The 13,395-nt window shown below is 73.0% G+C and carries 10 protein-coding genes; 5 read left to right on the top strand and 5 right to left on the bottom strand.

Features of this window, described 5'->3' with window-relative positions; all coding sequences use genetic code 11:
• Positions 1-32: 32 nt before the first annotated feature.
• A complete protein-coding gene (locus C3489_RS17635) occupies positions 33-350 on the top strand; it encodes an ANTAR domain-containing protein (RefSeq protein WP_103782801.1) in 318 nt (105 codons plus the stop codon).
• A gap of 26 nt (positions 351-376) precedes the next feature.
• On the opposite strand, the gene C3489_RS17640 is transcribed toward C3489_RS17635, so the two are convergent.
• Entirely contained in the window at positions 377-1,333 is a 957-nt protein-coding gene (locus C3489_RS17640) for a helix-turn-helix transcriptional regulator (protein WP_103782847.1), read from the bottom strand.
• A gap of 283 nt (positions 1,334-1,616) precedes the next feature.
• Between C3489_RS17640 and C3489_RS17645 the strand changes: the two genes are divergently transcribed.
• Positions 1,617-1,970, top strand: a complete 354-nt coding sequence (locus C3489_RS17645; RefSeq protein WP_103782802.1) for an STAS domain-containing protein — start codon at positions 1,617-1,619, stop codon at positions 1,968-1,970.
• Positions 1,971-2,012: 42 nt separating this feature from the next.
• Here the strand turns inward: C3489_RS17645 and C3489_RS17650 are convergent, their stop codons facing one another.
• Positions 2,013-4,187, bottom strand: coding sequence for a twin-arginine translocation signal domain-containing protein (locus tag C3489_RS17650; protein WP_103782803.1), 2,175 nt, complete (start codon positions 4,185-4,187; stop codon positions 2,013-2,015).
• Between the two features lie 168 nt (positions 4,188-4,355).
• On the opposite strand from C3489_RS17650, the gene C3489_RS17655 reads away from it, so the two are divergent.
• Complete coding sequence (locus tag C3489_RS17655; protein WP_103782804.1) at positions 4,356-6,338, top strand: beta-N-acetylglucosaminidase domain-containing protein; 1,983 nt, start codon at positions 4,356-4,358, stop codon at positions 6,336-6,338.
• A gap of 94 nt (positions 6,339-6,432) precedes the next feature.
• Here the strand turns inward: C3489_RS17655 and C3489_RS17660 are convergent, their stop codons facing one another.
• Together C3489_RS17660 and C3489_RS17665 are read right to left on the bottom strand one after the other, a co-directional pair.
• Positions 6,433-6,915 (bottom strand): (2Fe-2S)-binding protein, encoded by a 483-nt coding sequence (locus C3489_RS17660; protein ID WP_103782805.1) that lies wholly within the window; start codon positions 6,913-6,915, stop codon positions 6,433-6,435.
• A gap of 8 nt (positions 6,916-6,923) precedes the next feature.
• Complete coding sequence (locus tag C3489_RS17665) at positions 6,924-9,206, bottom strand: molybdopterin cofactor-binding domain-containing protein (protein WP_103782848.1); 2,283 nt, start codon at positions 9,204-9,206, stop codon at positions 6,924-6,926.
• 222 nt (positions 9,207-9,428) lie between these two features.
• On the opposite strand from C3489_RS17665, the gene C3489_RS17670 reads away from it, so the two are divergent.
• A complete protein-coding gene (locus C3489_RS17670; protein ID WP_146075330.1) occupies positions 9,429-10,637 on the top strand; it encodes a CdaR family transcriptional regulator in 1,209 nt (402 codons plus the stop codon).
• Between the two features lie 116 nt (positions 10,638-10,753).
• Positions 10,754-11,503 (top strand): L,D-transpeptidase family protein, encoded by a 750-nt coding sequence (locus tag C3489_RS17675; RefSeq protein WP_258054749.1) that lies wholly within the window; start codon positions 10,754-10,756, stop codon positions 11,501-11,503.
• A 13-nt stretch (positions 11,504-11,516) separates the two neighbouring features.
• Here the strand turns inward: C3489_RS17675 and C3489_RS17680 are convergent, their stop codons facing one another.
• The gene (locus C3489_RS17680) at positions 11,517-13,163 is read right to left on the bottom strand and encodes a sigma-70 family RNA polymerase sigma factor (RefSeq protein ID WP_103782807.1); all 1,647 of its coding nucleotides are present in this window, start codon (positions 13,161-13,163) and stop codon (positions 11,517-11,519) included.
• Positions 13,164-13,395: the final 232 nt, after the last annotated feature.

A 13,395-nucleotide genomic window follows, 5' to 3' on the forward strand; every position in this document is an offset into this window, starting at 1 on the left:
CAGCACAGTGTCGCGTCAGGAGCAGCACCACCATGCCCGAGCACCAGGACCAGGCGTGTGACGTCGCCTCCCTTCGGGAGGAGATCGCGCAGCTGAAGCAGGCCGTCGTCTCGCACGCCGTCGTCGACCAGGCCATCGGGGTCGTGATCGCCCGGGGCAGGCTGCCGCCCGAGTCGGCCTGGAGCGTGCTGAGGGAGATCTCCCAGCAGACGAACACCAAACTGCGGGAGGTCGCGGAGCACATCGTGCAGTGGCCGTACTGCGGGTGGCTGCCCCCGGAGATCGGCCGGGCCCTGGCCGGAGCACTGGCGCGGCGCCGGCACCCGGGGCCACCCGGGGCAGGCCGGTGAGGGCCGCCGCGCCGAGGCGGGCCCGCTCAGCCGCGCAGGGTGCTGGACGGACTGGTGCCGTACACCTCGCGGTACAGGGCGGCGAACCGACCCGGATGGGCGAAGCCCCAGCGTGCGGCGATGTCCGCGACCGTCCTGTCGCCTTCGGGGTCGGCGGCCCGCAGCTCCTGGTGGGCGTGGGCGAGACGGACGCGGCGCAGATACGCGAGGGGGGTGGTGTCCAGGTGGCGGCGGAAGGCGTACTGCAGCGCCCGCACGGTGACGTGGCAGGCGGCGGCGATCTCGGCGACGGTCAGCGGCTGGTGGGCGTGGTCCTCGATGTGGGCGACGGCCCGGCGCAGCGTGGTCGAGTGGGCGTCGTTGCGGTCCTGCGCCGTGGGATCGGTGCGGGCGGTGTTCGGGAAGGCGGCGAGGACGTTGGCCGCGAGCAGCTGGCCGGCGGTCGAGGCGATCAGGGGTTCGGCGGCGATGTCCGGGTCGGCGAGGACGTGGTCGCGCAGATGGACGATCGTGCTCTTGAGCCGGCGGGCGGCGGCGGGTGAGTACGGCCGGTGCCCGGTCAGCCGGACGGGCTCCAGGACCGGCTTCGGGCCGGTGGCGGCGACCTGGTCCAGCAGGGCGCTGTCCAGCATGGTGATGTTGTAGCGGGCGGTGCAGATCCGTCCGGCGTACGGCAGGTCGGGCGGCGCGAACAGCACCATGTCCCCGGGGCCGAAGCTGTCCCGCACACCCTGGAAGACGTGGTCCTGGACGGTGCCCTCGTGGACCATGCACAGGCAGATCCTGCCCAGGGGGGTCACCGCGTAGCTCATGTCGAATCCGAGGTCGAGCTCGTCGACGGTGACCGACGGCATGGCGTCGCGGCGGATGCGCGCCCGGCTGTTCTCCGGTGTGCTGCTGCCGATGGTCATGCGGGCGTAGGCCCGGCACAGGAAGTCCTCGGTCTCCTCCAGGTCCTGGCTGTCGAACACCAGTGAGTCCATCACGTCACCGCCCTGCCGCAATCGGGAGTCCTGCACGGACCGGCAGTGCGTGAACACACGCGTCGGTGACCGGGCCTGCCCTCCGACGCTACCCGCTTCCCCGGCCGCCGAAGCCGCCGGGGGCGCGGCGATCTTCGTTCTCCGGACAGATCGGCAGGCGCGTCTTCGCCCCCGGGGTCTTGCGCCGGGCCCGCACGGGGAAGAAATACGCGAGCAGCGTCGCTGCTCCGGGACCGCGTCGCGTCGTCGGCGGCCGGAGGGGGAAACGACCGAGGGGGCCACCGTGAACGACGAGGTGTGCATCCGGGTGACGGAGGAGGCGGGCCACCTGCCGCTGGTCACCGTGACGGGCCCGCTGGATCTGTACTCCGGTCCTCAGCTGTACCGGCAGGCCACCGCGGTGCTGGCGAGGCATCCGTCGCTGATGGTGGACCTGGCCGGGGTGACCACGTGCGACTCCTCCGGGCTCAACACGATCCTGCGGCTGTGCCGACGCGCCCGCGAGGCCCGTGGCCGCCTGGTCCTCGTCTCCCCGCCGGCGCTGCTGGACCGGCTGATGCCGCTCGCCGCCGGGGAGAGCGCCCTGGTCGTCCACCACAGCGTGGAAGAGGCACGCACGAGGCGTCTCGCGGCCTGACCGGTGACACGGCCCGCCGAGGAGGCAGCGCGGTGCGCGTGCTCAGTCCCAGTGCACGTGCGCGGTGGCCGGTGCGCCCCGGGTGCCGTCCGGGGCGACCGCCTCCAGGCGCAGTTCCGTCGTCCGCTCCTGGCCCGCCCTGGTGAGGGACTTGACGTAGTAGACGTCGTCGTAGATCCGGCCGACCGCCTCGCGGTCGCCGCCCGGCAGGTCGCGGGTGATGTCGTAGTACCAGACGCCCGAGCGCGCGAGCCGCCAGGACAGGAACACCTCCGCGCTCGCGCCCGAACGGTGCACGGCGTCCACGGAGAACGCCTGGGGGCGTCCGGGGCGGGGTGCGGACTCCTTGGGGAGCAGGGCCAGTTCGCCGATGTGGATGGTGTACGGCCCCCGTTGCCGGCTCGCGCAGCGCAGGCCGATCGCGGCGATCGTCCGGTCGCGGTGGGCGGACAGCCGGGCGGTCGAGGTGCGCCAGCCGTCGCCCTCCCCGTCCGTCCCCGCGTCCGCCTCCGACGAGGAACCGTCGGCAGCCGGGGCGGTGGCGAGGGGCAGCCGGACGAGGCGATGCGGGTCGTCGGCGAAGACCAGGACCGCCTCCAGGGTGGTGCCCCCGTCCGTGGGCGTGTGGGTGACGCGGACCCGTTCACCTCCCGTGCGCACCGTCAGCGCGGTCTTGAACAGCCGCAGGGTCGTGGGGTTGTCCGGGCCGAGGTCGCCGCTGATGCGCAGCGAGCTGCCGCCGTCGTAGGCGCGCGTGTAGTCGAAGTCGACGTCCAGGGGCAGGCCCCGGCCCTCGCTGCGGGTCCAGAACTGCCACGTCGGCAGGATGTCCTGGATGCTCGCGTTGTTCCACTCGCCGGGGCTCGCCCGCCGGCCGGCCAGGAAGAAGGCACGTCCGTGGCCGGTGTTGAAGCGGGTGACGAAGGGGAAGGCGCCGATGACGGACCGTTCGGTGATGTAGTGGGCGACTCCGTCCCACTTCTTGGGGTTGTCGGCGTCGCGCGGCCTGCCGTCGTCCTGGTCGGGCCAGGGGACGTACTCGGTGCGGCCGGTGCGGGTGGGGTCCTCGTTCGGACCCGACCAGTAGTGCCGCTCGCGGGTGAAGACGCCGTCCTGGGCGTCGGGGTTCTCGCGGTCCGGGTAGCGGTCCCAGACGAAGTGCGAGCCGAACAGGCCCCAACTGGTGCGCGCGGGTTGGCCCTCGGGGAAGATCAGCCGGGGGTCGTAGGGCGGGTTGTAGCCGTACTTCTCGTTCTCCGTGCTGTGGAAGACCACCTGGTACGGGTCGAGGCCGAGCCTCTCGGCGGTGGTGCGCGAGGTCTCGACCTGGGCGGCGTCCGGGAGCCAGTAGTTGGCGAAGAGGCTGTGGGCCGCGGCGGTGCCCGCGTGCTGGATCCAGGGGGCGTTGTTGTCGTTGAGCTGGTTCTGGTAGTCGAGCCGGCCGTCGACCATGATCGTATCGTACCACTGCAGGTGGAAGCCCTTCGGCGCCCGGGAGCGCCAGTACACGATCATCTCCATCAGCTTCTCGGCGTCGGCCGGGGAGATCGCGGCCTCCTGGTTGACGAAGTAGCCGTCGAAGCCGAAGTACGCGGCCATCCTGGTGAGTTGGTCCGCGACGGGGAAGGAGCCGTCCGGGCGCCGTTCCAGGTAGTCCGCGAAGTGACCGGGGCGGGGCCAGAACCAGCAGCCGAGGCTGCGCACGCCGTTGCGGTGTGCGGCGTCCGTCCAGGCGGGGTTGGGCAGGTTGATCAGGCCGTGCACGGGTGCGTCGACCGGGGAGCCGTCGACCGGCAGGCCGTGCCAGGAGCCGTAGAGGTCGGAGTACTGCCAGAAGCGCAGCAGGCGGCGCGAGAAAACGTTGTCATACTTGTACGCGGTGAAGAAGGAGTTGTCGTAGTCGTACGTCAGGTTCATCACCTGCGGCCCGGTGACCAGCCGGGGATCGGCCTGGGTCGCCGCGAAGGGCGCGATGCGCGGGGCGAGCGGGACCCGGGAGCGGAAGTACCGGGCGAAGCGGTCGGTGCCGGGGCTCCAGCTCTTGATGGCGGCGGCGTCGTAGCCGTGCATGTAGGGCTGGTGCGGTGCGCGGCCGGCGGTTGGGTCGCCGTCGCCGTCCGCTGCGTGGGCGGCGGGCACAGCGGGCCCGAGGGGGGCGGTCAGGCCGACGGTCACGCCCGCGGCGCCGAGCATCGCGAGGAAGGTCCTGCGGTCCATGTGTCGCTCTTTCCTGGATCGGGGAGGGCGAACTGACGGGGTGCCGGCGGGAGTGAACGTAGTCGCTCAAGTGGTCTAATCCAATAGGGCAGACCCCTTGACAGTGGACAGCAATTCCGCAGTAACCTTTCGGAATCCCCAATAGGTCTAGACCACGAGGTGCACACCATGGGAAGACCCGTCTCACGCAGGATCACCGCCGCAGTGTTCGCCCTCGCCAGTACCCTCGCCCTCGGCGCGCTCCCCGCCGCACCGGCCTCCGCCGACGCGGTGCCCGCCGGCACGCGTCCGCTCCCACCGGTGTCGCCGGTGCCCCAGAGCCTGTCGCGGACCGGAGACGACGCCGTGCTCACCGGACGGGTCGTGCTCGTCGCCGGCGACGACACCGACGCCCCCGCCCGCGACCGTCTCGTCCGCGAACTGAGAGACCACGGCGTGGACAGGGTCGACGTCGTCCCGCCTGACAACGTTGCCCGTCTGCCCGCCGGGGCGCTGACCATCCGGCTCGGCCCGGCCGATCGCCCCGACATCGCCCGCGCGCTGGGCTCCACCGCCGTGCCCGACCACCCCGAGGGCTACGCCCTGAGAGTCACCGGCGGCCCCGCCGCAGGCGCCCAGATCGCGCTCGGTGGCACGGACGCCGCCGGACAGTTCTACGCCGTCCAGACACTGCGTCAGCTCCTGCGACCGGACGGCACCGGCTGGCGGGTGGCCGGCGCCCAGATCAGCGACTACCCCTCGATGCCCCTGCGCGGCACCATCGAGGGCTTCTACGGAAAGCCCTGGACCCAGGCCGAACGCCTGGACCAGATGGACTTCTACGGCGACGTCAAGGCCAACACCTATGTGTACGCGCCGAAGGACGACCCCTACCACCGCGACAAGTGGCGCGAGCCCTACCCCGCGGAGAAACTCGCCGAACTCGGCGTGCTGGTCGGCCGGGCCCGGGCCAACCATGTGCGCTTCACCTTCGCGGTCTCCCCCGGCGGCTCCATCTGCTACTCCGACCCGGCCGACCGCACCGCCCTCAAGGCCAAGCTCCAGGCGATGTACGACCTGGGCACCCGCGCCTTCTCCCTCCCGCTCGACGACATCAGCTACACCAGGTGGAACTGCGCGGCCGACCAGCAGACCTATGGGCAGCCCGGCCGCCAGGCCGCCGCCAGGGCCCAGGTCGACCTGCTCAACGACGTCCAGCGCACCTTCATCGCCACGCACGAGGGCGCCCAGCCCCTGCAGACCGTCCCGACCGAGTACGGCGACCTCACCGACACCGCCTACAAGCAGACGATGCGCGCCACCCTGGACCCGGCCGTCGTGGTCATGTGGACCGGCACGGACGTGGTCCCGCCCACGATCAGCAACGACCAGGCCGACGCCGCCTCCAAGCTGTTCGGCCGCAAGGTGTTCGTCTGGGACAACTATCCGGTCAACGACTACGGCAACACCCGCGGCCGCCTCCTCCTCGCCCCGTACGACAAGCGTGAGGCGGGCCTGTCCGCGCATCTGTCCGGCATCGTCGCCAACCCCATGAACCAGCCGTACGCCAGTCAGGTCGCCGTCTTCGGCACGGCCGGCTTCACATGGAACGATACCGCCTACGACGCAGGGGCGAGCTGGCCGCAGGCCATGGCCTATCTCGCCGGGGGCGACCGCCGGGCGACCGGGGCGCTGCTCGTCTTCGGCGATCTGGAGCACATGGCACCGACCTTCGGCGCCACCCCGTGGCAGCCGCAGGCACCCGAACTCGCCCGCCGTGTCGCCGCCTTCTGGGCCGACTGGAACGCCGGCCGACGTGCCGAGGCGGTGCGGGCGCTGCGCGACTACGCGGTGCGCATCGAGCAGGCCCCGTCCGCCATCCGGGGCGGCGCGGTGCGGCCGGGCTTCGTCACCGACGCCGGGCCCTGGCTGGACGCGACCGAGCTGTGGGGCAGGGCCACGGTGGCGATGCTGGACGCGCTGGACGCGCGGACGGCCGGTGACACCGCCGGGGCGCAGGCGCGGCTCGCCGAGTCCGGGGACCTGCAGACGCAGGCCCGCGCGGTACGCGTCCAGCCCGCCCGCAACACCTGGGGCAGCGCCCAGCCCAAGGTGGGCGACGGGGTCCTGGACACCTTCCTCGCGGCGGCGGCCGGGCAGGTGCAGCAGTAGGCGCCGCCACCCCCGCCGGTCCGGCGTGCGGCGCACCTGCCGCCCGCCGGGCCTGCGCCGCCCGGGCGTCGCTCAGCCGAGGTACGTCGTCGCTTCAGCCGTCGTACTTCTTCGCTCCGGCCACGATCGCCTCCCGGATGCGGTGATAGGTGCCGCACCGGCAGACATTGCGGATCTCGTCGAGGTCGGCCTCGGTGATCTCGCGGCCCTGAGCGCGGGCCTGGCGGACCTTGGCCACGGCGGTCATGATCTGGCCGGGCTGGCAGTAGCCGCACTGCGCGACGTCGTACTCCAGCCAGGCCTCCTGCATCGGGTGCAGGTCCCGGCCGACGGTGGCGGGCAGGCCTTCGATGGTGGTGATCTCGTCGTCGGGAGCGACGGCACCGACGGGCACCGAACAGGGGTTGAACGCCTTGCCGTTGATGTGGCTGGTGCAGGCCTGGCACACGCCGAGCCCGCAGCCGTACTTGGGGCCCGTGACGCCGAGGACGTCCCGGAGCACCCACAGCAGCCGGACGTCGTCCTCGATGTCGACGGTCACCCGCTCGCCGTTGAGGATGAAGGTGTGTTCGGGCACGGGTTCTCCTAGAAGGCGCGGTCGAGGCCGTCGGTGGGGGACGCGGGGATCGGCGGAGTGGTGGGCAGCGGTTCGAAGCCCAGCGGCCCGGTGTGGTTGACCGGGAAGCTGGTCGGCATCGTGCCGGTGGCCCGGGCGTAGGCGCAGGCCACGGCGGCCGCCGCGCCCGCCACGGCCAGTTCGCCCGCGCCACCGGGCTGCCCCGTGGTGGGCGGCATGACGACGATCTGGAGCTCGGGCGGGGTGTTCCACTGCCGGGTGTAGAAGTAGTTGTCCCAACTGCCCTCCAAGAAGTGCCCGTCGTGGAGGTGCATGCCCGAACTGAGCGTGATCGCGATGCCGTCCATGATGCCGCCCATCATCTGCGCCTGCAGCCCGCGCGGATTGACGGCCAGGCCCACGTCGACGGCGCAGACGACCTTGGTGACGCGCGGCCCGGTGTACCCGTCGCGGACGGTGCGGCCCGTGGTCTGCGGGCGGCAGTCGATCTCGGCGAGGACGGCCACGACGGCGTGGTACTCGGGGTGCAGCGCGATGCCCTGCGCCGTGCCGGCGGGCATGGCGCGGCCCCAGTCGCCGATCTCGGCCACCTTGTCCAGGACGGCTCTCGCCCGCTCCTCCTTGAGGAACTCGCGGCGGAACCGGTAGGGGTCCTTGCCCATCCGCTTGGCCAGCTCGTCCACCACCAGTTCCTGCGCGCAGCGCGTGTTGGGCGAGTAGATGTTGCGCATCGAGCCGGTGGGGAAGCCCTTGTCGGTCTCGCTGAGCAGCTGGGTGACGACACCGAAGTGGTACGGCGTCTGCTGGCTGAGCGCGAAGATCGTCTCGGAGAAGGTGAGGTCGCCGACGGGCAGGGACGCGGCCTCGGCGGTGATGATCTCCCCCACGCCGTGGCCGAAGTCGGTGGCGACGGAGGTGTGCCGCTGGTCGTAGGTGAGCACCTGGCCGAGCGCGTAGGTGGCACGTACCCGTGAGGTGGCCATGGGGTGGGTGCGGCCGTGCCGGAAGTCGTCGGTGCGGTGCCACATCAGTTTCACCGGCTTGCCCATGGCCCGGGAGACCTCGGCGGCCTCGGCGGCGGCGTCGTGGAAGAGCTTGCGGCCGAAGGAGCCGCCGCCCTCGGTGACATGGACCTTCACCGCGGACACCGGCAGCCCGAGCCGCGCCGCGATCTGTTCCTGGGCGGTGATCGGGGACTTCAGGCTCGCCCAGATCTCCGCCGAGTCCGGCCGTACGTCGGCGACGGCGCAGTTGGTCTCCAGGGCGCTGTTGCTGGCGAAGTGGAAGGTGAACCGCACGTCGACCGACTTGGTCAGCAGGTCGAGGGCGGGAAGCGGCAGTTCGGCCCTGCGCAGTTCGTCCCGGACGGTGTCGTCGCTCTCCCCCTCGGCCGATCCCGGGCCCCAGGTGACCTCCAGCGCGCGGACGGCGTCGATGCACTGCCCGAACGTACGGCCGCGCACGGCGACCCCGGTGGAGACGGTGACGACGTCGGTGATGCCGGGCATCGCCCGCACCTGGGCGAGGTTGTGCACCGCGCGAACGGTGCCGTTGATCGTGGGCGGCCGGCACACCATCGTCGGCAGGGCGTCGGGGATGTGCAGGTCCATGGCGAACGTCTTGCGCCCGGTGACCGCCGCCAGCGCGTCGACGCGCCGCTGGGCGGTGCCGATGACCTTGAAGTCGGCGGCCTGCTTGAGGGTGACCGCTACCTGACCGGTGGTCAGGGCGGCTGCCTTCGCGGCCAGTTCGCCGTAAGTGAGGCTGTGCCCTGTCACCGACGAGGTGATGACCCCTGCCTTCACGGTGAGGGTGTCGACGGCCTCCCCGAGTTCCAGGGCCGCCGCCCTCAGCAGCCGGCCCCGGGCCACGGCGGCCGCCACCCGGATGGGGGTGAACGTCGAGATCGTGGTGTTGGAGCCGCCGGTGAGCTGGTTGAACAGCAACTCCGGGCGGGCGTCGGCGAGCGTGACCCGGATGCGTTCCAGCGGCAGGTCCAGTTCCTCGGCGATCAGCATGGCGCTGGACGTCGTGATGCCCTGCCCCACCTCCGCCCGGGGCAGCGCGAAGGAGGCCGTGCCGTCGGCGTCGACGCGGATCGTGATCAGGTTCGCCGTCGGCAGGGCGGCATGGGTGAGCATGTCGTTGAGGTCGTAGACCTCCGCCGGCCCCGGCACGGACGGAACGACGGCCGCCGCCTCGTCGGGCGCCAGGACCGCCTCGCCGAGTTCGGCGGCCACGGTCAACGTCGAGGCGGCCAGCACATAGCCGAGGAACCTCCGACGCCCCATCCCCGCCGCCGGGGCTGCGTCGTCGTGCCGGTTGCCGTTGCCGTTCACACGACCTCCTTCGATCCGCCCTCATGTGTGCACACGCCCCGTGCGCCGGGACCACGGTGGACGGCGCTGCCGGTGATTCCACAGCTCGCCGCCGGTTTCGGCCATGGGCCGGGGGCGGGAAATAGCGGCGTGCGACTGTGCGGGCGCACAAGCGCGCCGCACTACACTGCGCCCGTGCCCACACAGTTGAAGGCCGGGGACCGGGTCGTCGCACAGGTCGGTCGGCTGCTGAGCGAGGTGGACCGGCTCGCGGAGGACCTCACCGAGGAGATCCTCGGCGGTGAGCACGCCTACGCAGAGAGCACGCTGCTGGGCCGCGACCGGCTGCGCGCGGCGGTGCGCGACAACCTGGCCACCCTGTTCACCGCACTGCAGGGCAGACCCACCACACTCGACGCGCCCCGGGCCGCGGGCCGGATGAAGGCCGAGCAGGGCATCCCGCTGGCCGCGCTGCTGCACGCCTACCGGCTGGCCGGCCGCTTCATCTGGGACCGGCTGCTCAGCGGCGCCGTGGACGAGGAGAGCACCGCCCAGCTGCTGCACATGGCGTCCGACATCTGGGTGGCCGTCGACGAGTACTCCAGTGCGGCCGACGACGCCTACCGGGCCGCCGTCGAGGAGCGGTCGCGGCGCGACGCGGCGGCGCGCGGCACGATGCTCACCACCCTGCTCGACGGCAGGGCCGGCACGAGCGCGAGCGCGTGGGAGATCGCGCGCGTCCTGGAGTTGGACCGGCAGGGGCCCTTCCTGGTGGTGTGCGCGGAGGTCCACGACCGGACCGAGCCGCCCACCGCCGTGCGTGCCCGGCTGCGTGCCGCCGGCATCGCCTCCGAGTGGATCGAGCACATAGGGGCCTGGGTGGGGCTGTTGTCCCTGCCGAACGACCAGGCCATCGCGGGAGCGGTCGAGCAGCTGAGCGCGATCGACCTGTCCCGGGTCGGCGTCAGCCGCGCCTTCACCTCCCCCGTCGACGCCCCCGCGGCGTGGCGGCAGGCGCAGCTGGCCGTGCAGTGCCTGCCGTACGGCACCCACGGCACCCACCTGTACGGCAGCGCCCCGGTCTCGCTCCTGGCGGCCGCCTCCCCCGACACCGCCCAGGAGGTCGCCCGCGCGGTGCTCGGCCCCGTCCTAGCCCTGCCGCCGCGGGAGCGGGACACGCTGCTGGGGACGCTGCACGCCTGGTTCACCGCCGGCGGCTCGACGACGCAGGCGGCCGACCGGATGCACTGCCACCGCAACACGGTCCTGTACCGCCTGAACCGCGTCACGGAGCTGACCGGCCGCCCCACCACCGACGCCCGGTCCTCGGCGGAGCTGTACATCGCCCTGGAGGCCGTACGGCTGACGGGGAAGCCGCAGACCTTCGGCGTACCGCCGTCGTAGGTCCCGTCGCCGGCGGCTCCGGACGCGCCATACGGGGGAGGAATCCGGGTCGGCGGGCAGCCCGGCGGGCGAGGTGGTTATGCATCACTCGTCCACGCCCCCCGTCGGAGGTCGCAGTGAACCGCAGCAAGGCCCTGGCCCTCCTGGTCGCCGCCGTGTTCGTCGCGGCGGCGGGCACCACCGGGTGCGAACGGCAGACCGGGCAGCCGTCCCCGCGCACCGCGCCGCCGGCCGGCGGGCCCCGGGCCCACTCCGCTCCCCCGCGGGCGGCCGTCCGCCCCCTTCCCGGCATCGGACCCGTCATGCGTGCCCGCATCCCCGCGACCGCGCGGCAGGCCCTGGTCGTCACGGGCGCGACCGAGGACACCAACGAGGCCCGGGTGATGCTCTACGAGCAGGTGCCCGGCCTGGGCTGGCACGCGGTCGCAGGTCCGTGGCCGGCCCGCAACGGTCTGCGCGGCTGGACCGACGACCACGACGAGAACGACCTGCGCACCCCGATCGGTGTCTTCCGCCTCAGCGACGCCGGAGGTCTGCTGCCCGACCCGGGTGCCCGGCTGCCGTACGACCAGGACGAAGGCTTCACGGCCTCCGGCACCGGGCACCTGGGCGAGCCGCTGGACGGCTCCTTCGACTATGTGATCGCCATCGACTACAACCGCGTGCCCGGCACCAGCCCCCTGGACGAGGACAGGCCCCTGGGCGCGGACAAGGGCGGCGGGGTGTGGCTGCACGTGGACCACGGCGGGCCGACCAACGCCTGTATCGCCCTGGACAAGGCCCATGTGCTCGCGCTGCTGCGCGTCCTGGACCCCGCCATGGAGCCGGTCGTCGTGATGGGTCCCGAGGCCGCGCTCAAGCAGTGAGGGGCGGGCGGTCCTAGAGCAGGCTGCCGAAGTCCTGCGTCCACCAGGGGCCGCCGTCCCCGTCGTGGATGCCCACCCCGAGGTTCTTGAAGGAGCAGTTGAGGATGTTGGCCCGGTGGCCGGGGCTGTTCATCCAGGACGTCATCACCGACTGGGCCGTCTGCTGGCCCTTGGCTATGTTCTCGCCGTACGTCGACCAGCGGTAGCCGGCGGCCGTGATCCGCGCGCCGGGGTCGGTGCCGTCCGGGCTGACGTGGTCGAAGTAGTCGCGGGCGGCCATGTCGTCGGAGTGGGCCTGCGCCGCGTCCCGCAGCCGGTCGTCGTCGGTGACCGGAGCGCAGCCGGCCGCCTGCCGCTCCTTGTTGACGAGGGCGATCACCTGAGCGGCCAGGTCCGAGGAGGCCGGCTGGGCGGCCGCTCCCCGTGCCGGGGCCGGCGCGGACCGGGCGGGGCGTGTCGCGGTGGGCGCCGGGGTGTCCGTGCGGTGTGCGGCGGAGGGGCTCGCGCTCGGCGAGGCCGGGGCCGAAGCCGACCGGGACGCGGACGGAGACGGCGTGGGGCGGGCGCTCGCCGGCGACGACGGCGAGCCGGTCGCGGAGGGGGCGGACGTGGCCAGGTCGGGGGCGATCGCCTGTTGACCGCCGCGCGCGGCGGTCTCCTCCTCGGCCGTACCGCTGCCGGGCAGGGTGGCGAGGTAGGTGAGGCCGCCGCCGACCAGGCACACCGCCACGACCGCGCCGCCGACGGCCCGCCGGCGCAGCCTGCGTCTGCGGCGTGCCGCACCGCGGGTGAGGGACCTGGCGCCGCGGTGTCCCCCCGGCCGCGGGGAGACCGCGTCGGCGGCCGACCCGGCCAGGGCCACGGTGTCCGCCGCGTAGCGGACCCGGTCCAGCAGCGAGCCGGCGACCGGGACGAGCGCCAGGCCCGCCAGCAGCCCCTCCGCCGGCATCAGGCCCTGCCACAGCCCCGAGCAGCGCGCGCAGCCGCGGGCGTGCCGGGCGACGCGCTTGCGCCACAGCGCGGAGGGCCGGCCGTCCCAGCCGGCCAGGTCGGCGTGCAGTTCCGGGCAGCGCGGCCGCGCGTCCAGCGCCCGCACGACCACCCGCGCCGCCTCCAGCTGGGCCTTCATCCGCTGCACGCGCACCGCCGTGTGCTGCGGGGTGAGTTCGAGTGCGGCGGCGACCTCGGCCCGGGTCAGCTCACCGGCGGTCTCCAGCCACCACAGCGACAGCAGTCCCCGGTCGTCGGGTTCCAGCCAGCGCGTGGCCCGCGCGGTCTCCTGACGCTGGCCGGACAGCTGCAGCCGGGTGATCGTCAGGTCGACGAAGTCGGCGCCCGGATCGGCGACGTCCCAGGCCTCCTCCACCGGCCCCTGGGCCGGCTGCCGCCGCTGCCAGTGGGCGCGCACCTGGTTCATCGCGATGGCCACCAGCCAGGAGCGGAAGCTCCCGGCGTCCCGCAGGCCGTCCAGGGAGTCCAGCGCCCGGAGCATGGTGTCCTGCACGACGTCGTCCACGTCCACCGAGCCGTTCAGCGCCCGGCCCACGATGTTGTAGACCAGCGGCAGGAACGCGGCGACCAGCGCGTCCTGGGCCTGCTGGTCGCCGTCCCGGGCGGCGGTCACCAGCGCCGCCACCTCCACCGTGTGCCGTGTGTTCATGCGCAGCTCCCCTGTCCTCGACGTCGAACGTTGCGGTCCGTCACATGGGAGATCCCTGCGGGAGCACCGGATAACGGTTCTTCGGCCAAACGTGCGAGGAAAGGTCACCGCATCCGCGCCGTGCGTGCAAGGAAGGGCGTCACACCAGGGTGGGCCGCCCGGTGGACGGCGGGCGCGCACGGCGCGTCCGTTCGAGTGGAGGCGGCCGGTGCGGCGATGCGGCGCGGCGGCG

This window comes from Streptomyces sp. Ru71 (genome assembly GCF_002920535.1).
Lineage (GTDB): Bacteria > Actinomycetota > Actinomycetes > Streptomycetales > Streptomycetaceae > Streptomyces.

What these genes read in the sequence shown, in the direction of transcription:
- C3489_RS17650 (WP_103782803.1), bottom strand. Translation starts at nt 4,187, where the DNA reads ATGGACCGCAGGACCTTCCTCGCGATGCTCGGCGCCGCGGGCGTGACC.
- C3489_RS17640 (WP_103782847.1), bottom strand. Translation starts at nt 1,333, where the DNA reads ATGGACTCACTGGTGTTCGACAGCCAGGACCTGGAGGAGACCGAGGAC.
- C3489_RS17635 (WP_103782801.1), top strand. Translation starts at nt 33, where the DNA reads ATGCCCGAGCACCAGGACCAGGCGTGTGACGTCGCCTCCCTTCGGGAG.
- C3489_RS17655 (WP_103782804.1), top strand. Translation starts at nt 4,356, where the DNA reads ATGGGAAGACCCGTCTCACGCAGGATCACCGCCGCAGTGTTCGCCCTC.
- C3489_RS17680 (WP_103782807.1), bottom strand. Translation starts at nt 13,163, where the DNA reads ATGAACACACGGCACACGGTGGAGGTGGCGGCGCTGGTGACCGCCGCC.
- C3489_RS17665 (WP_103782848.1), bottom strand. Translation starts at nt 9,206, where the DNA reads ATGGGGCGTCGGAGGTTCCTCGGCTATGTGCTGGCCGCCTCGACGTTG.